Source organism: Rouxiella sp. Mn2063, assembly GCF_049319665.1.
Classification (GTDB): domain Bacteria; phylum Pseudomonadota; class Gammaproteobacteria; order Enterobacterales; family Enterobacteriaceae; genus JBMOUD01.
In genome coordinates, this window is sequence record NZ_JBMOUD010000001.1 from 543,215 (window position 1) to 564,913 (window position 21,699).

Below are 21,699 nucleotides of genomic sequence, written 5' to 3' on the forward strand. Positions count from 1 at the left end.
ACTGTCTGGCTAATCAGCACCAGGCGGCATGTTACGGTCACTATTTATGCACTGCGCGCAATTTACCGCCGGGACTTGCCGGTCCTGCCAATGGCTCGATAAGCCTTACTCACAGCAATTGCAGGATAAGCAACAAGACCTAGCCGGTTTATTAACGGCATTTCCTATCGCGCAATGGCGAGAACCGGTTACCAGTAGTGAACATGCCTTTCGTAATAAAGCCAAAATGGTGGTCAGCGGCAGTGTTGAACGGCCATTGTTGGGGATGCTACACCGGGACGGACAAGCTGTTGATCTCACAGATTGCCCGCTATATCCGGAAAGTTTCACCTCGGTATTCGATGTCCTGAAGATTTTTATCGCCCGAGCGGGATTGACGCCTTATAACGTCGCGCGCAAACGTGGTGAACTTAAATTCTTGTTGCTGACAGAAAGCCAGTTCAATGGCGGTATGATGCTACGTTTTGTTTTGCGATCAGAAAATAAACTTAGCCAACTTCGTGCCGCATTGCCTTGGCTACGTGAGCAATTACCGCAGTTGAAGGTGATTTCCGCCAATATCCAACCCGTGCATATGGCGATCCTTGAGGGCGAGCAGGAAATCGCGCTGACCGAAAGCCAAGCGTTAGAGGAGCAGTTCAATCAGGTTCCTTTATTTATCCGTCCACAAAGTTTTTTCCAGACCAACCCCGCGGTAGCCGCTGCGTTATATGCCACCGCCCGCGAATGGGCAAGAGAGAGCAAACTTACCAGCATGTGGGATTTGTTCTGTGGCGTTGGAGGATTTGGTCTGCACTGTGCCTACCCAGAGACACTCCTCACCGGGATTGAAATCAGCGCTGAAGCGATTGCCTGTGCGCAGGAGTCGGCCAGACGATTAGGGTTACAGAACGTTGAGTTTCAGGCATTAGACTCCACCGGCTTTGCCAATGGGCGCGATAGTGTACCTGAGTTAGTGCTAGTCAATCCGCCACGCAGAGGGATTGGTAAACCACTATGTGACTATCTCAGCCAGATGGCGCCGGAAAGAATTCTCTACTCCAGTTGTAACGCGCAAAGCATGGCTAAGGATTTTGCCCATCTTTTCGACTATCGCGTTGAGAGAGTGCAACTATTCGATATGTTCCCGCATACCGCCCATTATGAGGTACTGACGCTGTTGCTTCATAAGCGCATGGCTCATCAGAATAGGGGGTAAAGGTAGGGTTGGCCCAATACCGCCACATTAGAACTGAGCGCCAATCCCACCGAGTATCTGGCTCATCAATTGTAACGTTGTGGTAAACAGGTTTTCGCAGAACGGGGATATCAACGGCATCATTAAGCCTATCGACAAGATACCGACAGTCAGCGTAATTGGAAAACCGATAACGAATACGGAAAGCTGTTGCGCGACACGGTTGAGAAGCCCCAGAGAGATGTTAATCGTCAGTAGCAAGGTAATGATCGGCAGCGCCAACATTAACCCACTGCTAAAAATAATCCCACCGGCTTGAGCCAACGCCATAAAACCATTGCCATTCAACGGCTCCGAACGAATTGGCAAGGTATAAAAACTATCTACCAATAATGAAATCATCCACAAATGGGCGTTAAAGCTGAGAAATAGCAGCACGGCCATCAAATTCAAAAATTGCGCTAAAAGTGGTGTGTTTAACCTGCTACTTGGGTCAAAGAAGGTGGCAAATGAGATACCCATTTGCAGGCCCATGATCTCACCAGCCAGACGAATAGCAGAGAAAGCTAACTGCATCGTCAGCCCCAACGCGCTACCAATCACAATTTGCTGCATCGCAAGCCACAGCCCGCCAAAAGAAAAGAGCGGCACGTCATTGGCCGGCAGGCTAGGAACAATGAGGAAAGTGATCATCAAGCCAAGACCTATTTTAACTCTCTTAGGAACTTGTTTTTCACTTAAAACAGGGGCAGTGCTGACCAATGCCAGAATGCGGATCATCGGCCAGAAAAAAGAGACGATCCACAGATTCAGCTGGGCGGTGTCGATGTTTAACATGGCTAGCCAATAATATAAGGCAGATTGCCAAACAAGGTGCGCATATAATCGAGCAGCAAATTAAGCATCCAAGGCCCGGCAATAACGATAGTCGCGAAGACGGCCAGGATTTTAGGGATAAAGGACAGTGTCATTTCGTTGATCTGGGTTGCGGCTTGCAGCAGACTGACAATTAAACCAGTAATCAACGCCGCCAGCAGCAGCGGGGCAGCCAACGCCAATGCAATTCTCATGGCCTGATGGCCGAGGGCCATTACCGATTCTGGCGTCATATCAATTCCCCAATAAAAAAACAGTTCAGCTAAAACGTAGCGGTAGAAGCTTCATAAAACGTGAATCATAGAAACTTGATAAAACTTAGCTGTAAAAACTTTGTGCTAATGAACCCAGCAACAACTGCCAGCCATCGACTAAGACGAATAACATTAGCTTGAAGGGCAGAGATATGGTGGCGGGTGGAACCATCATCATCCCTAGCGCCATAAGCACACTAGCGACCACTAAATCGATAATCATAAATGGAATAAATACGGTAAAACCGATTTGGAAAGCCGTTTTCAACTCGCTGGTAACATATGCAGGAAGCAAAATACGCATTGGTACCGCTTCAGGGCCGGCTAACGGTGGCAGATGTGCCAGACGTGCATAGAGTGCCAGGTCGGTTTCACGCGTTTGTCGCAACATAAATTCACGCAACGGCTGTGCGCCTTTGTCCATTGCGACTTCCATACTGATCTTATCCTCACTAAAAGGCTTATAAGCATCGGTATAAATTTTGTCGAAAACAGGAGACATAATAAAAAAGGTCAGAAACAGCGCTAATCCTAACATCACCTGGTTTGGCGGCGCTGAAGGTGTGCCTAGCGCATTGCGCAGCAAACCCAGGACGATAATGATACGGGTGAAACTAGTGCACATTAACAGCATCGCTGGCAGCAGTGTCAACGAAGTGAGGAATACCAGCGTTTGTACCGGCAATGACCAACTTTGTCCGCCGTTGGCAAGTTGATGGCTGACGAGCCCTGGTAATTGGGCGAACGCCGCAGGGCTAATGACCAGAAGCAAGGGTAACATCATGCGTAACAACAAACGTTGTGAGCGCAAGTACCATGCAGAAAGTGATGTTGTTAACCGAGTCATGCCTATTTTCCTGGACGTTTGACGATTTTTTGCAACAACTGAGCAAAGTCGACGGGCTTTGCCTGTACGCCAGTTTCCAACGTTTGTTCATCGACTGGTGGCGCGGCAAATTGATGCAATGGCGTGATTTGATGGGCAGTAACACCTAATACCAGGCAGGTGTTATCTACTTCGACAACGACGATTTTCTCGCTGCGTCCTACCTGACAGCTGGCCGTCACCTTGAGTAATTTGTTATTACGAGCTTGAGGCGCAAGACCGGCTCGTTTAACCACCCAAGCAATACATAGAATCAGCAGTAATATTGCCCCTAACACTCCACTGACCTGTGTTAATGCCGAGCTGGCCGGTAACGCTTGCGGTACCGGCGCTTGTTGTGTGCTGGCAGTCGTGCCAACTACGGGTGTGGCGTACAGTGAATCTGACTGGGCCATTAGCGGCTTAAACGACGCATACGTTCGGATGGCGTGATAATGTCGGTAATACGCACACCGTATTTATCGGCGACAACAACGACTTCACCTTGAGCAATCAAATAACCGTTGATCAAAATATCCAATGGCTCACCGGCCAGACCATCAAGAGCTACCACTGAACCTTGTGACAAGCGCAGCAGTTCTTTAATGGTCATCTTAGTTCGACCCAATTCCACAGTCAGTTTGACTGGGATATCAAGGATCATATCAATATCTTGTGAACCACCGGCCGTTTCCTGTACGCCAAGTGCTGCGAACACGCCATCTGTTGCTGATTTATCTGTGCCTGCCGCGGCTTGCTGTTCGTTAAACGCATCAGCCCATAAATCGTCTACGTTATCTGAACCTGCGTCTGACGGTTTATTAATGTCACTCATTTGGGCTGTTCCTCATCTAGGGAATTTAAAATTGGATTAATTAAATGTTCAACACGCAGGGCGTACTGTTCGTTTAACGTGCCATATTGGCTGGTTAAGACTGGTACACCATCAACGTGGGCAATCAGACGATCGGGCTTCTCAATAGGCAGCACGTCACCGGGTTGCAGTTTTAAAATTTGCGATAGTCGTAACGGGATATCGACAAAATTAGCGACAAGCTCAAGCTCGGATTGTTGTACTTGGTTGACTAAATTATCGCGCCATTGGTTTTCTTCATGACGTGAGTTTTCAACCGGTGGATTGGTCAACAATTCACGTATTGGTTCGATCATGCTAAAGGGGATACAGATATTAAAATCACCGCTTAAGGCACCAATCTCAACATGGAACGGGGTATTGATAACAATATCGTTCGGTGAAGAAGTGATGTTGGTGAATTTAACTTGCAGCTCGGCACGAATATATTCGACCGCCAGCTTATAGACGCCGCTCCAGGCTTCCTGATAAGCATCAAGCGCAAGATTAAGCATACGTTTGATAACGCGCTGTTCGGTGTAAGTAAATTCGCGGCCTTCCACTTTCGTTGGAAAACGACCGTCGCCGCCAAACAGGTTATCGACGGCAATGAAAACCAAGCTTGGTGCGAAGACTAATAATGCGGAACCACGTAACGGTTTGAGATGAATAACGTTAAGGTTGGTCGGTACCGGTAAATTGCGCGCAAATTCGTGATAGGGCTGAATTTTTATCGCCCCCACCGTAATATCTGGACTGCGGCGCAATAGGTTGAATAACCCCATACGGAATTGGCGAGCAAAACGTTCGTTAATGATCTCTAATGCTTGCAGACGCTCACGAACCACACGGCGTTGTGTGGTTGGGTCAAAAGGTCTTACGCCGTCATTCGACTTGTTGTCGGCGTTGTCTGTCGTTGCATCAGTGTCGCTGTCGCCATTAAGCAACGCGTCAATTTCTGCTTGTGAAAGAATGCTGTCGCCCATGATTTATTATCGCAGTATAAAAGCAGTGAACAGCACATCGCTGACTACTTGATTAGGTTGTCCTTTTACAAACGGGTCACTTAGAACCTGCTTGATCTCTTGTACTAATTGTTGCTTACCCGCCTCATTTGCTATGTTTTGAGACTGTTGGCGAGATAACAGCAGCAGCAGGCGGCTGCGTACTTCAGGCAGGTATTCTGTCAATATTTTACGGTCGTTCTCATCAGGCAGACGTAACGTTAAACCCACGTATAACACGCGATCTGGATTATTATCTGGTGTTTGCAAATTAACAGTAAAAGTATCCAAAGCTAAAAATACCGGTGGAGCAGGTGGCTTAGCTTTTGGTGTTTCGGCTGTCTCAGGCAGTTTTGCATCATTGTGCAATATCCACCAAGCGTATCCGCCACCCGCACCGCCAAGAATAATCACCAGTAGTAGCAAGATAACCAATAACGAGCGTTTTTTCTTCTTACTCTTAGATGCAATAGCATTGTCAGACATGGGCTGGATAATTCCTTTTTAAGTAAGTGCCACAACCTTTCCACTAGAAGGCGTTTTTATGCTAGACAATGTTTACTCCAGACACAGTGGCAGCATAATTCTTCCAACGATTATCACGCCTGTCTGATAGATCAATAGCGTGAATAGGCTGATTAAATCGCGTTAGCTCTGCCGTTTGTCACAGGCAGAGCCGGTGATAGGACTATTAGGCAAAGGTGTCGATAGCACCGTTTCCATTAGCAAGGGAGTGTAAAGCTGCTGGAACAGGCAGGGCATCGCTAGTATTAACTAAATTATTACTATCAGCGTGGCTGGCCCAACTTGCCGGGTTACCTTGGCCCTGTGCCCCCGCTTGCTGCCCGTTTTGCTGCTGTTGCCATGCAGATGCATCGCTGCCTACGCTGCTTTGTCCAAGGCTAATACCGTTATCTGCCAGTGCTGTGCGTAATTCTGGCATGGCAGATTCAATAGCGGCTCGAACCTGGCTATGGCCGGAAACAAAGTGAATCTGTGCCTGGTTGTCCTGAATCTTCATGCTGATTTGAATCGAACCTAAATCCTCAGGGTGCAAACGCAGCTCGGCTGTTTGCTGGCCTTGGCGGTTGAACATCAGTACTTGTTGACTCAGAGACTGCTGCCATTCAGAACTGCCTAGCTGCGCATTTAATTGTGGAACGCTCGGTGTATTAATCACGGCTGATTGTGTCGGGGCACTTAACGTTACCGGGGTCGATAAGGCTGGGACGGTATTATGTGCCTGATTAATAGCCTGTAGCAGGGGATTATTGCCGGTATTGTTTTCTATATGGCCGGTGCCAGGTTGTGCCGCTGCAGATTGCATAGCCGCCAGTGACGAGTCAGTGCTAAAAGATTGCTTTGCGATTTCAGGCTGATGTGTCTGTAGGGATTGTCTGCCTGTCATAGATTGCAAAGAAGCGAGGGTAACCTTGGCATTAGTAGTGTCAGAGCTGGTGCTCTGCGGACCATCATCCTTTAGTGCAACCTTATCTTTGATAAGCCCTGAACCATCGTTCTTATCATGATGATTATCAACACCATCGTTCGTTTGATCCCCACCCGCTTTCAATAGACTGGCTGCTACATCTGCAACATCAGTCGCTTTGCCTGAAACTACTAGCATTTTTTCTGTGGCGTCTGTCTGCTCTTGCTTGATCTCATTGGCAACGTTGGCATTTATGGTTTTTGTCTCGAGGACTTGTGGTTGTGCTGCCAACATAGCAAGTAGAGCCTGAACCGGCTGAGTTAACGTATCACTGTCTGCCGCTGTCTCACCTTTGGCGAGTTTTTTATCTGCATCCGCTGTTGTTTTTAACACGTCGCTAGTTTTTACCTGCGAAATATTATTGTCGGATAATTGCTCGATAGCATCGCTAAGTTGTTTTAATTGATGGTTATTTAGCGTTAGGCTACCATCTTGCTCATCTGCAAGCGCGGCTTGTGCCAGCGTTGATTTGCTCACAGCCTGGCCTTTGGCTTCCAATTTTTGAGCCAATTGAGTTAGCGTGGCGTTGATGTCTGCACTTGGCGTTTTGCCCGTTTGGGCGCTAAGCAACGTCGAGAAATCGGCTGGCGAGGGGGTATTAACATCGGATAACAAAGATTTGATGTCAGTTTTACCTGAGGACACATTTGCCGTGTTGTTTTGCACTGTGCTCAGGATGTCGAGGTTCATCATCTATTTATTCCTTAATGTGCCACGTTGGGCAAACTCATCAGTCTGTTTTTGATCGCGGCGATTCTCCTCAAGCAGTTCACGATCGCAGGCCCGCTGTTGCAGCGTTTGGTAAGCATTCAATCGTTGTTGCTTGTCTTGCCATTGACTGACTGCTTCCTTTACGCGCATATCCCATTGTGCCAACTGCTTCTGATGATGGGTGATCGCTTCTTCTAATGTAGTAATAAACTGTTGGTAGTTTTGCCAGGTATTTGCTGCGATGCCATCGGTCATAGTGACATTTAAGCGCTGACGGTATTCATGCTGATAGTCCATCAGCATTGATAATTGCTGCTGTGCTTGCGTATGGGAACGGCGAGCCTGACCAAGGCTGAGTGTCGCCTGATCCAGGGCTTTTTGTGCCAAAGAACACAGCGTAATCATCGGTGATGAATTTTGCATTTGTTTCTCCATTCACATAGCGAAAATAGGGCTGGCAAAAAGGCGGTGACCACTTGTCACGCCTTGCCAGACGTTTATCAACCTGGAAGTAACAGGTTCAATTGCTGACAGGATTCGTCATAACGGCAACGTTCCATAATGTCTTGCTGCAAAAATGCTTCCATGTGTGGATAAAGCCTGATGGCTCTATCTAACAGCGGGTCACTTCCTGCGGCATAAGCGCCAACGCTGACTAAATCGCGGTTACGCTGATAGCTGGAAAGTAACTGCTTAAAATCACGCACGCGGCTATATTGTTTTTCATCAATCAATGAGGTCATGGCGCGGCTGATTGAGGCTTCGATATCAATCGCCGGATAGTGACCTGATTCGGCCAGGCGGCGAGACAACACCACGTGCCCATCAAGGATGGCTCGGGCAGAGTCAGCGATCGGGTCTTGCTGATCGTCACCCTCGGTCAATACGGTATAAAATGCGGTGATAGAGCCACCACCGCTGATGCCATTACCTGCACGTTCGACTAGTGCCGGCAGTTTTGCGAAAACAGAAGGTGGATAGCCTTTGGTTGCTGGTGGTTCACCAATAGCCAGCGCAATTTCGCGTTGTGCCATGGCATAACGAGTCAATGAATCCATAATCAGCAAGACATGCTGACCGCGGTCACGAAAATCTTCAGCAATGCGTGTGGCGTAAGCGGCACCCTGCATACGCAAGAGTGGAGAGACATCGGCTGGTGCGGCAATCACCACAGCTCTCGCACGGCCTTCGGTGCCCAGAATGTTCTCGATAAAATCTTTAACTTCTCGACCACGTTCGCCAATCAGGCCGACCACAATGACATCTGCCTGGGTATAGCGTGCCATCATGCCTAATAAGACGCTTTTACCGACACCCGAACCGGCAAACAGTCCCATACGCTGGCCGCGTCCGACGGTGAGCAGAGCGTTAATAGCTCGAACGCCAACATCAAGTACGTCGGTAATTGGTGTACGTTGTAGTGGATTGAAAGGCGGTGTGATCAATGCTGCACGATAGCCCGTGTCAGGAGGCGGCAAGCCGTCAAGCGGCTTGGCACTGCCATCAAGAACCCTCCCGAGCAGCTGTGGACCCAGAGGGAGCTGCTTACCAGCCGGTTGACCTTCTTGACTCACGCGGGCGTAAACTCTGGCACCAGGAAGAATACCTTCTACTTCTTCCAGCGGCATCAGGAACAGGTGCTGACCGTTAAATCCCACCACCTCGCTTTCTACTTCTTCCGTTTTGTTGCCGTTTTGCCGTTCAATCAGGCAAGTTGCTCCGAGCGGTAATTGCAAACCTGTCGCTTCCAGTACCAATCCCGTCGCTCGGGTCAGTCGACCATAGCGACGAACGGCGGGGGTAAGCTCAATACGCTTTTCCGCATCATCAATGGTTTTGAGCAAACGGCTTAGACGGGAAGTCATGACAAGTTACCCGGTGCGACGAGGCGGCATAACTCATGCCAGCGCGTTGCCAGAGAGGCATCCATATCGCCATCTTCGGCACTGACTTTACACCCACCGCTGTGGATCTGACTGTCCGCCAGTAAGCGCCAGCCGTGTGCGTTCAGCGTGCTGCCCATTTGCTGTTCTACACGCTCAAAATCCGCAGGATTGACGCGAATATATGGCTTGCCGCTGAACATAGGTTCTTGCTGGATCAATTGTTGGATTTGATTGAGCAGGGCAGAACCGTCGCAAATCGGCGGTTGCCCCAGGATTTGCTTAGCGGCGGTGAGCGCCATTTGCATCAAACGTGAGGCAATAACGCTATCGAGCTCGTCTAAAGTTTGTTGGAATTCAACGACCAGATGCTGCCACTGTGTGGTCAACACCTGCTGCTGTTGTTGTCCTTCAAGTAATCCTTGTGCATACCCAGCTTCTTGTCCGGCATTAAAACCAGCCTGATAGCCTAGTTTCTGCCCGGCTTCATAACCTGCTTTATGACCTTGTTGCTCGGCATCATGACGAAGAACTTGCAGTTCATTGTGATCAATAAATTCAAATTCAGCCGCTTGGCTATCGCTTGCTTCGTCATCTTCACTGCTAACACGGTCATCATCGACTGACTCGTCCATTTGCAGAGGTTCAAACACGCTTTTCGACCTGTTTTGTGTCAGGTCATTTGGCTTCCAAAGCTTCCAAGGCAAGGCGTTAATTTTATCAGACATAAGAGTCCTCGCCGCCGCCGATCATCATCTCGCCAGATTCGGCCAAACGACGTACTGTCTGCAGGATTGCTTTTTGTTCGTTCTCAACCAGAGACATACGCATTGGGCCACGGTTGGCCAGGTCGTCGCGTAAGATATCTGCTGCACGAGCTGACATGTTGCGCAGGAATTTCTCGCGCAATGGCTCGTCTGCACCTTTCAATGCAACCAATAGCGATTCGCCTTCGATCTCTTGCAACAGGCGTTGAATACTGCGGTCGTCGACATCCACCAAATTCTCGAACAGGAACATCTCGTCGATAATTTTCTGTGCCAATTCGCCATCGTAATCGCGCATAGCATCGATAACGGCCTCTTCCTGCTGAGACTTCATTAAGTTGATAATCTCGGCCGCAGTACGAACGCCGCCCATCTTCGCCCGCTTGAGATTCTGACCATCGAGCAAATTGTTCAATACTTCAGTCAGTTCAGCCAATGCTACCGGTTGCACGCCACCGAAAGTGGCGATACGTAGCATAATATCGTTGCGCTGGCGCTCGTCGAATTGCGCCAGAATATCCGCTGCCTGGCCGCGTTTTAAATGCACCAAAATGGTCGCAATAATTTGCGGGTGCTCGTCGCGGATCAAATCGGCAGCAATCTGTGGTTCCATAAAATTGAGCGATTCCATCCCGCTGGAGGAGTCCCTGGTTTCGAGAATATCCTCTAGCAGGCTAGCTGCACGTTCCTCACCAAGTGCACGTGTCAATACTGAGCGCAGATACTCACTGGTATTGACGCTCAGAGAGGCGTACTGCTCAGAATCGTCTTCAAACTCATTGAGCACATCAGCCAACTGCTTGGTTGAGATTTGATGCAAATTGGCCATTGCGGAACTGATTTGTTGAACCTCACGTGGTGAGAGGTGTTTAAACACCTCCACCGCACGATCTTCGCCAATAGTGACCATCAGAATGGCGCTTTTTTCGGTACCGTTTATTGTCATTGTTCTGTACTCATCCACTGGCGAATAACGAGGGCAACGATACGCGGATCTTTATCTGCCAATTCCTGAATACGTTGAGTCTGTACTTCAACGCTGACACGCTGTTGTGAACGCTTCTGTTTCACCAGATCGTCACTACTCATTTTCACCGGCTGAGTAGTATTAGTATTTGGAACCGAGGCTGCAGCATTCGCGGCATTAATTTTGGCCTGCTGTGCTTCTTGCTGTTTTTGCAACATTGGACGAAGCAGTTTGCGCCATAGTAGCCAGGCAACGATCAGCACCAGCAGATAACGGCCTGCACTCATCAGCAAGTCATAAAACGCCGGTTGTTTCCAGAATGAAGGCTCTGCAGATTCGTTGGCCGTTTCATTGAACGGAGTATTGACCACGTTCAATGTATCGCCGCGGTCGGCTGAATAACCCATTGCTTCACGAACCAGTGAGTCAATTTGCTTGATTTGGTCGTCAGTTAACGGTTTAGATTTTCCATCCGTGCCGACTTGATAGTTAACAACCACCGCTGCTGACAGGCGCTGAATAGCCCCAGCTTGATGTTGCGTATGGGTAATGCTGCGATCCAACTCGTAGTTGGTTGTGCTGTCATTACGAGTGTTACTTGGTCCCGTAGGTCGAGCGGTATTAGCTTGAGTCGCGGCATTGCGGTTATTCGTACCGGCAGCACCAGCAGCCGGGGCAGGGTTATTAACCGGAGCGGTAGCCGGAGGAGTTGGCTGATTGCTTAACGCTCCCGGTACACCGCCCACATTTTGCGCGCCTATTTGCTCACTTTCGCTCGATTGGCGAGAACGGATAGCCGCTTTTGATGGGTCGCCGCCGTTGGGTTGATATTGCTCATCGGTTTGTTCACGAGAAGCATAATCAATCTGAGCCGTGACTTGGGCGTGAACATTACCGCTACCTAACATAGGAAGTAAGATATTTTCGATGCGGCGTTGCAGTCGGGCTTCTACTTCGTTGGCATATTTGAGCTGGGAAGCATTCAAGTCTCGGCCATTATTGTCTGACTGCGTCAGTAAATGACCATTTTGATCCACCACGGTAACGTTGGCTGGTGGTAAACCGGACACGCTGCTCGAAACCATATAAACAATGGCGTTAATCTGGCCATCGTCGAGTGCGCGACCTGCTTGCAAATCCAAAGTAACAGAGGCCGAAGGATTTTTTTGTTCGCGAACGAAAAGGGAAGGTTTTGGAATAGCTAAATGAACGCGGGCGCTTTGCACTGGGCCTAGTGTTTCGATAGTGCGTGACAGTTCGCCTTCCAATGCGCGCTGGTAATTAATTTGTTCGCTAAATTGACTGATCCCGAACTTTTCCTGGTCCATCAATTCAAAGCCAACATTACCACCTTTAGGTAAGCCAGCTGAGGCGAGTTTTAGACGGGTTTCATAGACTTTGTCTGCCGGAATAAGAATCGCACCACCGTTATCAGAAAACTGATAAGGGATATTCATTTGTGTTAGCTGTGTAACGATGGCGCCGCCATCTTTATCGTTCAGATTGCTAAATAGCACTCGATAATTTGGGCTCTTTGCCCACAATGTCATCACAACAACAATAGCTACAGCAGCGGCAGCGGCAATAGCTAAAGGAATCTTTGGATTGGCGCGTAGTCGATTAATAAACGCAGTAAAGACGCTTTCGCGTGTTTCTGCGCCGGCTATTGCGGAACTCATACAAGATCCCTATTCAGCGGTTTAACGATAGCGATGTTCGCGTTGTTTCCTAACAAAACAGACTCCCAGTGCGCGCACAATAAAGCATCAATTTTGGTACTGAATGAAAGCGCAGTACCTATTATCTAGATGAACCATTATTTGCTGCTTAAGGGAAAGTTAATGGCTGAATTAGCCACGTTTTTTACTGCTAATTACCCGCTTTAGCATGCAAGCGATGTGTTACTGTCTTGTCCTATAAAATAGCCATTGGCTGCATCACGATATGAGAGAGTCGAAATATCATGGCAATTCAAGGTATTGAAAGCGTTTTACAACAAATGCAGGCGACCGCGCTGCAAGCAGGGATGAAGCAACCTTCAACGCCTTTACCCGAAGTCGGTTTTGCTAGTGAATTGAAAGCCGCGCTGGGTAAGATCAGTGAAACGCAAAACCTTGCAAAAACGCAGTCTGAGAAATTTGAGTTAGGCGTGCCGGGCGTTGGGCTCAATGACGTGATGGTTGATCTACAGAAATCCAGCATATCCTTGCAACTGGGTGTTCAAGTACGTAACAAACTGGTATCTGCGTATCAAGACGTGATGAATATGCAGGTGTAGGCCTGAGTCTGGCGCTGTGATAGTCAGCAGAACAGTAATATTGCCGTTTACTGTTCTGCTGACTTGTTGCAATGTTTAACATATATCCGAATAACCTACCCGAGTAAGCATCATCGTGATGCATATTATTGCTGCTTTGATACAACGCTATTTATTTGGGGCATAGTTCACCCCGTAGGTATTCTGAAAACGTGAAAATACTGAAGATTTATTTAACGGGTGGATTGACTCGGTAGATAGGCCATAGGATCGACAGGTACGCCATTTTTACGAATTTCAAAGTGTAGCTGCGGCGCTGCATTATTCGAGCTGCCCATTGTCGCAATGACCTGGCCAGCCTTGACAAACTCTTGCTCTTTGACCAACGCTTGTTGGTTATTTGAATAGGCTGAACGGAAAATATTATTGTGTTTTATGATAATGAGATTTTCGTAGCCCTTTAATGCATTGCCCACATATAACACCTGCCCATCGGCAACCGCAACAATTGGCTGTCCTTTTATGCCCGAGATATTAATGCCTTTATTGTGATTTTCACCATCATTAAATGAAGAGCTAATGGTTCCAGCCGTAGGTACAAGCCACTGCTCGAAATGCCGATAAGCTTGGTTTGGTGCCAGGGTCTTATCTTGAGTTGAATGGGGTTGGGGGGCAGGACAGCCAGTTAGGCATATCGTTAAAAACGAAAAAATGAGAATGTGATTTTTCCCGTCCATCGATCTCTCTCTTAGTCTCTATTCTATACGACGGCTGAGAGTAGCAATGTCTATCAATGATAATGATACAATTCCTGCCATATCCTTATTTGGGCAGGGTTGATCATATCAAAACAGTGAAAAGAGTAGGACCACAGGCAGGCTGAATGGCCAGGTTAGTCCGATGATACCAGAGGTGAGTAGGCGTATCCTGATTGAATCTCGACTAACCAGAAGGGTGAATAATGCAGCAACGGCCAACCCGCTCCAATAAATCGTTTTAATCACTTCCCACCACAAATGCACAATAGCCTCTAATAACATTATTATTCGTAGGTAATATGTTAATGGTTTCATATTTTGTAATCAATTGCTGTGTGCATCATTGATATGAAGCTGCATGATTAATAACAGAAGTATGTTATGGGAGTGCTGCGAGGTTATTAAATTATTGTATCATTAGTGGAGGCTAGCCATATTAACTGGCTAGCTCTCTGTTTTCGTTCCAGCAAGCTTATAGAGTAAACATTATCGTTGGAGTCGATAATCATAAATTTACGATTATCAAAAACGGCTATAGGCCGTGTTGACTTCTTGTCTTTTAATTGATTGTCCGATAATTTCAGACAATGTCTTTAGTCGCCCATTTAATAATGATTTTAGTTGGGTTTCGTTTTCTAGAATGCGTACTAAAGACTCACGTATCTTACTGCTAACTGATGCTGGTATCGCGTCTGACAAAGGTTGTTGGGTGACAGCTTCTACGGCTTGAAGATAACTAATTTCCAAACCTATTAACTCATCCCATTTTTCTGCTTTTGCGAGTGCGAGCATTTGTTCGCTTAACTCTAAGATCACGCCATACTCTTTAACCAGGTACTGATGTTGATCCATTATGTTGGTCCTGCTCGGGCTGATAGTTGGGGCCGATTTGCCTCCAGGCATCGGCTATATTTTCCAACAAAACTAACACTTCGGTGATAGCTTGCTGATCGTTGTGTAAATTAGCATGAAGCAGGCGTCTTACCATGTAGTCATAAAGCGCCTCCAGATTATCGACGAGCTCAGCGGCACCGTGCTCGCGGCTCATACCAGCGCTTAATCCACTGGATATAATGTTGATTGCTTTAGATAGCGCTAAACCCTTTCCGGCGATATCGCCTTGTTCCATCAATATTTGGGCACGAACCAGGGCGCTACGCGCCCCGTCAAATAACATGACCACTAGTTGATGCGGGCTGGCGCTCATCACTGCGCTTTCTAGTCCTACCTTAGCGTAGGCCTGGGCACCAGAACGATAATTCATGGTGAGTTGTCCTTATTAATTGTTATTTGAATTCAACTGTGAAGCCAGTGCATTACCGGTATTGGTTAATTGGTTGACCAATACAGACAATTGAGTAAATTGCTTTTTAGTTGCCGCCATATTCGCGTCGATGCTTGCCTGAGTCTGCGTAATCTGGTCACCCAACGATTTTAAGGTTTTATTAATACCGTCGGTGGCATTTTGTAATAGCCCGCCCGAAGTATTCAATATATTGCCTAATAAGGTTTCAGTTTGGGTGGAGAAACCGGTGGTTTTACCGTCACCCTGGAAGAATGCGGCCACGCTGGCAGGTTTTTTTGCTAATGCATCGGCGAGCTTGGCTGAATCGACGGTTAACTTACCGTTGATATCTTGGGTAATGCCCATGCTTGATAAGGTGGCGTAATCACTATTGTTTTGTGATGAGGTCAGTTGGCTACGTAGCTGACTGGTAATCGTACGGGTCGTATTGTCACCAACTAATGCACCGTTGCTCGCATCTTGCGTCCCTGAACCAGGTTTTGAGGCGGTATAGGCAGTCTGGTTAGCAATCGTGGTTTGCAGTGAGTTATAGGCATCAACGAAGGCTTGAATCGCCGTAGTTGTCGCCGTCGCATCTCTGTTGATGGCCAACTTTTCTGTGTCTTTACTGGTGGCTTTCAAATTTAATGTCACGCCATCAATGGCATCGGTAATATTGTTGCTGCTGCGGGTAACCTGAAGATCATTAATGGTTAACTGTGCATCTTGTGCTGGCACTGAAACGCTGAGGCCATTGGTGGCCGCAGTCGGGTCGTAGCCAAGTACACCTTGCAGCGTGTCATCACCTGAAACGCTGACCGTCATCGCGTTAGCGGTGCCTGTGTCGCTCGAAGTGAGTGACAGATAGTAGCTGTTGTCATCACCTTTAATAATACTGGCGGTAACGCCGGCTTGCTTGGCATTGATCGCATCACGAATGCCGGTCAGATTGGTTTGGTCGTTAGTCAGGGTAACCGAGATATTTCTATCTTTACCCTGGGCATCTTTACCTTGAGAAATCGTCAGCGTGCGCGTTGCGGCGCCGTTGCCGATATTGGCTTTGTTGTTGGCCTGCTTCTGGGTAATCAATGATTGCGACTGCGCCAGTTGGGTTACATTAATATTGTAATTACCAATACCTGCATTTGGCGCGAGTGTTGCCGAAAAAGCAGTGTTAGTACTGGTGACTGCGGTGGTGGCCAGATTGCCAGCAGATAACGCTTTATTGGCGGTACGCAGTTTATCCAGCGAAGTTTGAATAATACTATAAGCAGTTAACTGTGCTTTATAAGAGCTTTGTTGTTGAGTAAAAGGGGTCAGACGTGCATTTTCTGCATCTTGTAGCTTGTCGTATATCGAGTTGAGGTCAAGGCTTGTGCCGGCACCGAGTGAACTGATTTGAGCCATTTTATTCTTCCTATCTTTAAAAGGGGATATCAAAGGTTATCGGCAGAGACTGGCGGAAGTTTATACCAGTTGATCGAAATTTATGGTGCGAATAGGCATTGATAACCTCCTTAATTTGGCTGTTCAACACCGGCTCATCATCAGGTGAAAATAACAAGAACAGGCTGGAGGCATTGTGGGCTTTAAATTGCGTCAAAACGATAGCGTTGGTAAGTAATATTGAGAGTTTGTTTTAATTGAATGCTAACTATTTCTGGTTATTTCTAAAAGAGGTGTTTAAATAGATCTCTTTCTTTTTAAGGCGTTGTATTTATTGATTTTTATTGTTATTTGACGTTGTTTTTTAAGGCGTTAAAGTTTCAAATATGTGTGGCGATAACTTGGGTATGGCGCTTGAATCCAATCAAACAGCCTGGTGTTAAAACCAACTTACTCAAAGGAATCGAACAATGACCGTTATCAATACCAATAGCTTGTCTTTACTGACTCAAAACAACCTGAACAAATCTCAAGCTTCTCTGGGTGCTGCCATTGAGAGCCTGTCTTCTGGTTTGCGCATCAACAGCGCTAAAGACGATGCGGCAGGTCAGGCAATTGCCAACCGTATGAGCTCTAGCATCAGCGGCCAGACCGTTGCTGCACGTAATGCCAACGACGGTATCTCTTTGGCACAGACTGCTGAAGGCGCGCTGTCTGAAATCAACAACAACTTGCAACGTATTCGTGACCTGACCGTACAGGCGCAAAACGGTTCTAACTCTGCTTCAGACATCGACTCTATCCAGTCTGAAGTTAACCAACGTATGGAAGAGATTGACCGCGTTACCAAACAAACTGATTTCAACGGTAACAAAGTACTGAACACTGGCGCAGCGGCAGCGGGCAAAACTTATAACTTCCAGGTTGGTTCTGATGATGGTCAAACTATCGGTATTACCATCAACTCAAGCGATAGCTGGAACCTGGCGGGTGCAGGTGGTTTAGCTGATGGCACATATAATACCAAAGCAATGGCTACAGGTACTGCAACTGATCCAGGTGCAGACGCTGTGAACGGCGTCGCTCGTACAGTAAAAGCAGAAGGCTTCGATGTATTGCATGGTAAGGTTACCGGAGGTGCTGCCGGCGCCGCTGCTGGTACCTCACCACTGTCTGATGTCGACGCGGCAATCAAATCTGTTGATACCCAGCGCTCATTGTTGGGTGCGTCTGAGAACCGTTTCGATTCAACTATCACTAACCTGAACAACGCAGTAAACAACCTGACTTCTGCGCGTAGCCGTATCCAGGATGCTGACTACTCTACAGAAGTGTCTAACATGAGCCGCGCACAGATCCTGCAACAAGCGGGTACTTCTGTACTGGCGAAAGCTAACCAGGTTCCTCAGTCTGTACTGAGCCTGCTGCAAGGCTAATCGTTTCGACGAAAATTGTTACGAGATAACCCGGCTTCGGCCGGGTTTTTTGTTTTTAGGGAAATAGAATTAAAAAAATAATGTTTTATTTTCGCTAACTATTTCAAGGTATTAATGGGTTTTTTGTTCTGATTTTCAGCGATAAGAAAAAATTTTAGCAATAGGCCATTAAAGTTTTGTAACTCTTTGTCGTTAATTCAAACATGGCGATGATTCTACTCATTCTCCTAACTTTAAAATTAACTTGGTTAAAGGAATCTAACAATGGCCGTTATCAATACCAACAGTTTGTCTTTGCTGACTCAAAACAACCTGAATAAATCACAAGCTTCTCTGGGTTCTGCTATTGAACGTCTGTCATCTGGTCTGCGTATCAACAGCGCAAAAGACGATGCGGCAGGTCAGTCAATTGCTAACCGTATGACTTCTAGCATCAGCGGCCAGACCGTTGCTGCACGTAATGCCAACGACGGTATCTCTTTGGCACAGACTGCTGAAGGTGCGTTGTCTGAAATCAACAACAACTTGCAACGTATCCGTGACCTGACAGTACAGGCGCAAAACGGTTCTAACTCTGCTTCTGATATCGACTCGATTCAGGCTGAAGTTAACCAACGTATGCAAGAAATCGACCGTGTTACCAAGCAAACTGACTTCAATGGTAACAAAGTGTTGAACACTGCTGACGCCGCTAAAACTTATAACTTCCAGGTTGGTGCTGACGATGGCCAAACTATCGGTATTACCATTAACTCCAGCGACAGCTGGAACTTGGCTGGTGCGGGTGGTACTACCAATACTCGACCGATGGTAGCGACAGATGACTTAGTAAACGGTACTGCACGTAAAACTGAAGCTGTTGGTTTTGACGTTCTGAAAGGTGTTGTAACTGGTGGTGCTACCGGTACAGCTCCAGGTACCACTCCACTGGCTGATATCGATGCAGCAATTAAATCAGTTGATGCTCAACGTTCTTCTCTGGGTGCTTCTCAGAACCGTTTTGACTCAACTATCACCAACCTGAACAACGCGGTAAACAACCTGTCTTCTGCTCGTAGCCGTATCCAAGATGCTGACTACTCAACAGAAGTGTCTAACATGAGCCGTGCGCAGATCCTGCAGCAAGCAGGTACTGCAGTATTGTCTCGTGCTAACCAAGTTCCTCAGTCTGTACTGAGCCTGCTGCAAGGCTAATCGTTTCGACGATAATCCTCTGAAAAACCCGGCTTCGGCCGGGTTTTTTTGTCTTTTTTATAAAAAAATTTCATATTTTAAGGCCTTGTTTTTATATGGTTTATTAATGATCATTAACTCTAATTGGTTATATTTTTCATATAAATCAATTGGGTAGGTGGTTAAAGTTTTATGGCGGATGGTCGTTACTTTAAGTCATGGCGGTTGATGCGATTCAATCAGCCAGAAGTCAAACCAAACTTACTTAAAGGAATTAAGAAATGGCCGTTATCAATACCAACAGCATGTCCCTCCTTACTCAAACTAATCTGAACAAATCACAATCCTCTCTGGGTTCTGCCATTGAGCGTCTGTCATCTGGTCTGCGTATCAACAGCGCAAAAGATGATGCGGCAGGCCAGTCTATTGCCAACCGTATGTCTTCTAGCATCAGCGGCCAGACCGTTGCCGCCCGCAACGCCAACGACGGTATCTCTCTGACCCAGACTGCAGAAGGCGCCTTGTCTGAAATCAACAACAACCTGCAACGTATCCGTGACCTGACGGTACAGGCACAGAACGGTTCTAACTCTGCCTCCGATATTGACTCCATCCAGTCTGAAGTTAACCAGCGTATGGAAGAGATCAACCGCGTAACCCGTCAAACCGATTTCAACGGCAATAAAATCTTGAACACCGGTGCTAAAACGGATGTCAGCTACAAATTCCAGGTTGGTGCTGACGATAACCAAACGATCAGCATTGGTATGAACTCTAGCGATGGCTGGAACCTCGCGGGTGCTGGGCAAGATGATGATAAGACTCTTAACACTAAAACAATGGATAAGGATGCCGATCAAGTTAATGGTAATGCACGTACCGTTCAAGCAGAAGGCTTTGATGTACTAAAAGGGACCGTGAGTAAAGACGGTAAAGCTGAAGGTGACACGCCGTTAGCTAACATTGATGCGGCAATCAAATCTGTTGATACCCAACGTTCACTGCTGGGTGCATCGCAGAACCGTTTTGAATCAACTATCACTAACCTGAACAATGCGGTAAACAACCTGACTTCTGCCCGTAGCCGTATTCAAGATGCTGACTACTCAACTGAAGTCTCTAACATGAGCCGTGCGCAGATCCTGCAACAAGCAGGGACTTCTGTGTTGGCGAAAGCTAACCAGATGCCGCAGAGCGTGCTTAGCCTGCTGCAATAATGCTCATGCAGTTGCTATGCGTCACTAAGTCACTACGCATCTAGCATAAAAAAACCTGGCTTCGGTCAGGTTTTTTATTATCAAACACAATAGGGCGATTGAATTGACTCAAACTGCCCGGCATTAAACGCGATACGTACTTAAGGGAACTAAGCATGGCCGTTATTAACAGCAATAGTGCGTCTTTAACCACGCAAATTAATCTGAATAAATCCCAGTCGACGCTTGGAATGGCTATTGGGCGTTTATCCTCGGGTCTGCGTATTAACGGCGCAAAAGATGACGCCGCAGGCCAATCAATTGCTAACCGTATGACGTCCGGTATCGGTGGGCAAACTGTCGCTGCCCGTAATGCTAATGATGGCATTTCATTGGCACAAACGGCAGAAGGGGCATTATCTGCAATCAATAATAATCTGCAACGTATCCGCGACCTGACGGTGCAGGCGCAAAACGGTTCCAATTCTGCGGCTGATATTGACGCCATCCAGTCGGAAGTTAACCAACGGATGTTAGAAATTAACCGCGTGACGCGTGAAACGGATTTCAACGGCAGTAAGGTTCTGCACACCGGCGGGCAGGCAAATTCATATCCATTTCAGGTCGGTGCCGATGATGGGCAGAAAGTCAGTATTACCATGCAACCGAGCGATAGCTGGGATCTTGCAGCCGCGGGCAGAAATGATGGCAAACTGAACACGATTAATACCACAGATCAGTTAGTTAATGGGCGTTCTCGTACTGTTCCAGCACAGGGTCTCGATGTGTTGAAAGGAAATGCCATTGCTAAAAGTAATGATATACCGCCAGGCGAAGGACAACCTCCAGTCACTGCTCATCAAAGCTATCAAGAATGGAAAGCGCAGATAATCAAAAATGCAAAAGAGAGTGGGGGAGCTATTAGTCTGAATCCGGGAGACTATCCTGGTGCTCGCGAAGATTATCAAAAATGGGTAAGTGAGGAGACGGCTAAAACTGGAGGATATAATCCAATGGATTATCCTGGCCCTCCGGAATCTTCGGGAGGTTCTGTAACACCGCCTGTGCAAAATGCGGATGGAGGCTATACGCCTTTAGCGAACATTGATGCTGCACTCAAAGCCGTCGACAACCAACGTTCTTTATTAGGCGCTTCGCAAAATCGTTTTGAATCTATCGTGACTAACTTGAATAACGCGGTAAATAACCTCAGTGCCGCACGTAGCCGCATTCAAGATGCCGATTATTCTACGGAGGTATCTAATCTGAGTCGTTCGCAGATTTTACAACAAGCGGGGAATTCTGTACTGACAAAAGCGAACCAGGTACCGCAAAGTGTTCTCAGTCTGCTGCAATAATACT

24 protein-coding genes are annotated in these 21,699 nt (G+C 47.3%); 6 read left to right on the plus strand and 18 right to left on the minus strand.

Going from position 1 to position 21,699, the window contains the following annotated elements:
* Positions 1-46 precede the first annotated feature (46 nt).
* Entirely contained in the window at positions 47-1,198 is a 1,152-nt protein-coding gene (rlmC, locus tag ACL9RG_RS02325) for a 23S rRNA (uracil(747)-C(5))-methyltransferase RlmC (protein WP_422791172.1), read from the plus strand.
* 27 nt (positions 1,199-1,225) lie between these two features.
* On the opposite strand, the gene fliR is transcribed toward rlmC, so the two are convergent.
* From fliR to fliF, 13 genes are all read right to left on the minus strand, one after another.
* Entirely contained in the window at positions 1,226-2,014 is a 789-nt protein-coding gene (fliR, locus tag ACL9RG_RS02330; protein ID WP_422790944.1) for a flagellar biosynthetic protein FliR, read from the minus strand.
* A gap of 2 nt (positions 2,015-2,016) precedes the next feature.
* A complete protein-coding gene (gene fliQ, locus ACL9RG_RS02335) occupies positions 2,017-2,286 on the minus strand; it encodes a flagellar biosynthesis protein FliQ (RefSeq protein WP_422790945.1) in 270 nt (89 codons plus the stop codon).
* Positions 2,287-2,371: 85 nt separating this feature from the next.
* Positions 2,372-3,091 carry a flagellar type III secretion system pore protein FliP gene (fliP, locus tag ACL9RG_RS02340; protein ID WP_422791173.1) on the minus strand — a complete coding sequence of 240 codons (720 nt, stop codon included), beginning with the start codon at positions 3,089-3,091 and terminating at the stop codon, positions 2,372-2,374.
* A gap of 65 nt (positions 3,092-3,156) precedes the next feature.
* Positions 3,157-3,588, minus strand: a complete 432-nt coding sequence (gene fliO, locus ACL9RG_RS02345; RefSeq protein WP_422790946.1) for a flagellar biosynthetic protein FliO — start codon at positions 3,586-3,588, stop codon at positions 3,157-3,159.
* Complete coding sequence (fliN, locus tag ACL9RG_RS02350) at positions 3,588-4,007, minus strand: flagellar motor switch protein FliN (RefSeq protein ID WP_422790947.1); 420 nt, start codon at positions 4,005-4,007, stop codon at positions 3,588-3,590. Before fliN ends, fliO begins: the two co-directional genes overlap by 1 nt.
* Positions 4,004-5,011 carry a flagellar motor switch protein FliM gene (gene fliM, locus ACL9RG_RS02355; protein ID WP_422790948.1) on the minus strand — a complete coding sequence of 336 codons (1,008 nt, stop codon included), beginning with the start codon at positions 5,009-5,011 and terminating at the stop codon, positions 4,004-4,006. The genes fliN and fliM overlap by 4 nt, the downstream gene beginning before the upstream one ends.
* Positions 5,012-5,017: 6 nt before the next feature.
* Positions 5,018-5,515 carry a flagellar basal body-associated protein FliL gene (gene fliL / locus ACL9RG_RS02360; RefSeq protein ID WP_422790949.1) on the minus strand — a complete coding sequence of 166 codons (498 nt, stop codon included), beginning with the start codon at positions 5,513-5,515 and terminating at the stop codon, positions 5,018-5,020.
* A gap of 205 nt (positions 5,516-5,720) precedes the next feature.
* The gene (locus ACL9RG_RS02365; protein ID WP_422790950.1) at positions 5,721-7,211 is read right to left on the minus strand and encodes a flagellar hook-length control protein FliK; all 1,491 of its coding nucleotides are present in this window, start codon (positions 7,209-7,211) and stop codon (positions 5,721-5,723) included.
* Positions 7,212-7,652 (minus strand): flagellar export protein FliJ, encoded by a 441-nt coding sequence (gene fliJ, locus ACL9RG_RS02370; RefSeq protein ID WP_422790951.1) that lies wholly within the window; start codon positions 7,650-7,652, stop codon positions 7,212-7,214.
* Between the two features lie 77 nt (positions 7,653-7,729).
* Complete coding sequence (gene fliI / locus ACL9RG_RS02375) at positions 7,730-9,094, minus strand: flagellar protein export ATPase FliI (protein ID WP_422790952.1); 1,365 nt, start codon at positions 9,092-9,094, stop codon at positions 7,730-7,732.
* On the minus strand, positions 9,091-9,840 hold the full coding sequence (gene fliH / locus ACL9RG_RS02380; protein ID WP_422790953.1) for a flagellar assembly protein FliH: 750 nt from the start codon (positions 9,838-9,840) through the stop codon (positions 9,091-9,093). Before fliH ends, fliI begins: the two co-directional genes overlap by 4 nt.
* Positions 9,833-10,825 carry a flagellar motor switch protein FliG gene (fliG, locus tag ACL9RG_RS02385; protein ID WP_422790954.1) on the minus strand — a complete coding sequence of 331 codons (993 nt, stop codon included), beginning with the start codon at positions 10,823-10,825 and terminating at the stop codon, positions 9,833-9,835. Before fliG ends, fliH begins: the two co-directional genes overlap by 8 nt.
* A complete protein-coding gene (gene fliF / locus ACL9RG_RS02390) occupies positions 10,822-12,525 on the minus strand; it encodes a flagellar basal-body MS-ring/collar protein FliF (RefSeq protein ID WP_422790955.1) in 1,704 nt (567 codons plus the stop codon). The genes fliG and fliF overlap by 4 nt, the downstream gene beginning before the upstream one ends.
* Before the next feature lie 284 nt (positions 12,526-12,809).
* Here fliF and fliE point away from each other — a divergent pair, with 284 nt between their 5' ends.
* Positions 12,810-13,124 (plus strand): flagellar hook-basal body complex protein FliE, encoded by a 315-nt coding sequence (gene fliE / locus ACL9RG_RS02395; RefSeq protein ID WP_422790956.1) that lies wholly within the window; start codon positions 12,810-12,812, stop codon positions 13,122-13,124.
* A gap of 212 nt (positions 13,125-13,336) precedes the next feature.
* On the opposite strand, the gene ACL9RG_RS02400 is transcribed toward fliE, so the two are convergent.
* From ACL9RG_RS02400 to fliD, 5 genes are all read right to left on the minus strand, one after another.
* Positions 13,337-13,840: a peptidoglycan DD-metalloendopeptidase family protein gene (locus tag ACL9RG_RS02400; RefSeq protein WP_422790957.1), complete on the minus strand. Its 504-nt coding sequence runs from the start codon at positions 13,838-13,840 to the stop codon at positions 13,337-13,339.
* 108 nt (positions 13,841-13,948) lie between these two features.
* Entirely contained in the window at positions 13,949-14,125 is a 177-nt protein-coding gene (locus ACL9RG_RS02405; RefSeq protein ID WP_422791174.1) for a GhoT/OrtT family toxin, read from the minus strand.
* A 258-nt stretch (positions 14,126-14,383) separates the two neighbouring features.
* Positions 14,384-14,713, minus strand: coding sequence for a flagella biosynthesis regulatory protein FliT (gene fliT, locus ACL9RG_RS02410; protein ID WP_422790958.1), 330 nt, complete (start codon positions 14,711-14,713; stop codon positions 14,384-14,386).
* Complete coding sequence (fliS, locus tag ACL9RG_RS02415; protein ID WP_422790959.1) at positions 14,688-15,125, minus strand: flagellar export chaperone FliS; 438 nt, start codon at positions 15,123-15,125, stop codon at positions 14,688-14,690. Before fliS ends, fliT begins: the two co-directional genes overlap by 26 nt.
* A gap of 15 nt (positions 15,126-15,140) precedes the next feature.
* Positions 15,141-16,553: a flagellar filament capping protein FliD gene (gene fliD, locus ACL9RG_RS02420; protein ID WP_422790960.1), complete on the minus strand. Its 1,413-nt coding sequence runs from the start codon at positions 16,551-16,553 to the stop codon at positions 15,141-15,143.
* Positions 16,554-17,002: 449 nt separating this feature from the next.
* Here fliD and ACL9RG_RS02425 point away from each other — a divergent pair, with 449 nt between their 5' ends.
* The 4 genes from ACL9RG_RS02425 to ACL9RG_RS02440 all read left to right on the plus strand — a co-directional run bounded on the left by ACL9RG_RS02425 (position 17,003) and on the right by ACL9RG_RS02440 (position 21,695).
* Positions 17,003-17,968: a flagellin gene (locus tag ACL9RG_RS02425; protein WP_422790961.1), complete on the plus strand. Its 966-nt coding sequence runs from the start codon at positions 17,003-17,005 to the stop codon at positions 17,966-17,968.
* Positions 17,969-18,232: 264 nt separating this feature from the next.
* A complete protein-coding gene (locus ACL9RG_RS02430) occupies positions 18,233-19,162 on the plus strand; it encodes a flagellin (protein ID WP_422790962.1) in 930 nt (309 codons plus the stop codon).
* A 260-nt stretch (positions 19,163-19,422) separates the two neighbouring features.
* Positions 19,423-20,358: a flagellin gene (locus ACL9RG_RS02435; RefSeq protein ID WP_422790963.1), complete on the plus strand. Its 936-nt coding sequence runs from the start codon at positions 19,423-19,425 to the stop codon at positions 20,356-20,358.
* A gap of 155 nt (positions 20,359-20,513) precedes the next feature.
* Positions 20,514-21,695, plus strand: a complete 1,182-nt coding sequence (locus ACL9RG_RS02440; protein WP_422790964.1) for a FliC/FljB family flagellin — start codon at positions 20,514-20,516, stop codon at positions 21,693-21,695.
* Positions 21,696-21,699 lie beyond the last annotated feature (4 nt).

Excerpts from the sequence above, each read along its gene's own strand:
- fliT (WP_422790958.1), bottom strand. The coding sequence starts at position 14,713 with ATGGATCAACATCAGTACCTGGTTAAAGAGTATGGCGTGATCTTAGAG.
- fliM (WP_422790948.1), bottom strand. The coding sequence starts at position 5,011 with ATGGGCGACAGCATTCTTTCACAAGCAGAAATTGACGCGTTGCTTAAT.
- rlmC (WP_422791172.1), top strand. The coding sequence starts at position 47 with ATGCACTGCGCGCAATTTACCGCCGGGACTTGCCGGTCCTGCCAATGG.
- fliQ (WP_422790945.1), bottom strand. The coding sequence starts at position 2,286 with ATGACGCCAGAATCGGTAATGGCCCTCGGCCATCAGGCCATGAGAATT.
- fliI (WP_422790952.1), bottom strand. The coding sequence starts at position 9,094 with ATGACTTCCCGTCTAAGCCGTTTGCTCAAAACCATTGATGATGCGGAA.
- fliN (WP_422790947.1), bottom strand. The coding sequence starts at position 4,007 with ATGAGTGACATTAATAAACCGTCAGACGCAGGTTCAGATAACGTAGAC.
- fliE (WP_422790956.1), top strand. The coding sequence starts at position 12,810 with ATGGCAATTCAAGGTATTGAAAGCGTTTTACAACAAATGCAGGCGACC.
- ACL9RG_RS02425 (WP_422790961.1), top strand. The coding sequence starts at position 17,003 with ATGACCGTTATCAATACCAATAGCTTGTCTTTACTGACTCAAAACAAC.
- fliO (WP_422790946.1), bottom strand. The coding sequence starts at position 3,588 with ATGGCCCAGTCAGATTCACTGTACGCCACACCCGTAGTTGGCACGACT.
- fliL (WP_422790949.1), bottom strand. The coding sequence starts at position 5,515 with ATGTCTGACAATGCTATTGCATCTAAGAGTAAGAAGAAAAAACGCTCG.
- ACL9RG_RS02435 (WP_422790963.1), top strand. The coding sequence starts at position 19,423 with ATGGCCGTTATCAATACCAACAGCATGTCCCTCCTTACTCAAACTAAT.
- ACL9RG_RS02430 (WP_422790962.1), top strand. The coding sequence starts at position 18,233 with ATGGCCGTTATCAATACCAACAGTTTGTCTTTGCTGACTCAAAACAAC.
- ACL9RG_RS02400 (WP_422790957.1), bottom strand. The coding sequence starts at position 13,840 with ATGGACGGGAAAAATCACATTCTCATTTTTTCGTTTTTAACGATATGC.
- fliP (WP_422791173.1), bottom strand. The coding sequence starts at position 3,091 with ATGATGTTACCCTTGCTTCTGGTCATTAGCCCTGCGGCGTTCGCCCAA.
- fliS (WP_422790959.1), bottom strand. The coding sequence starts at position 15,125 with ATGAATTATCGTTCTGGTGCCCAGGCCTACGCTAAGGTAGGACTAGAA.
- fliF (WP_422790955.1), bottom strand. The coding sequence starts at position 12,525 with ATGAGTTCCGCAATAGCCGGCGCAGAAACACGCGAAAGCGTCTTTACT.
- fliD (WP_422790960.1), bottom strand. The coding sequence starts at position 16,553 with ATGGCTCAAATCAGTTCACTCGGTGCCGGCACAAGCCTTGACCTCAAC.
- fliJ (WP_422790951.1), bottom strand. The coding sequence starts at position 7,652 with ATGCAAAATTCATCACCGATGATTACGCTGTGTTCTTTGGCACAAAAA.
- ACL9RG_RS02440 (WP_422790964.1), top strand. The coding sequence starts at position 20,514 with ATGGCCGTTATTAACAGCAATAGTGCGTCTTTAACCACGCAAATTAAT.
- ACL9RG_RS02365 (WP_422790950.1), bottom strand. The coding sequence starts at position 7,211 with ATGATGAACCTCGACATCCTGAGCACAGTGCAAAACAACACGGCAAAT.
- fliG (WP_422790954.1), bottom strand. The coding sequence starts at position 10,825 with ATGACAATAAACGGTACCGAAAAAAGCGCCATTCTGATGGTCACTATT.
- fliR (WP_422790944.1), bottom strand. The coding sequence starts at position 2,014 with ATGTTAAACATCGACACCGCCCAGCTGAATCTGTGGATCGTCTCTTTT.
- fliH (WP_422790953.1), bottom strand. The coding sequence starts at position 9,840 with ATGTCTGATAAAATTAACGCCTTGCCTTGGAAGCTTTGGAAGCCAAAT.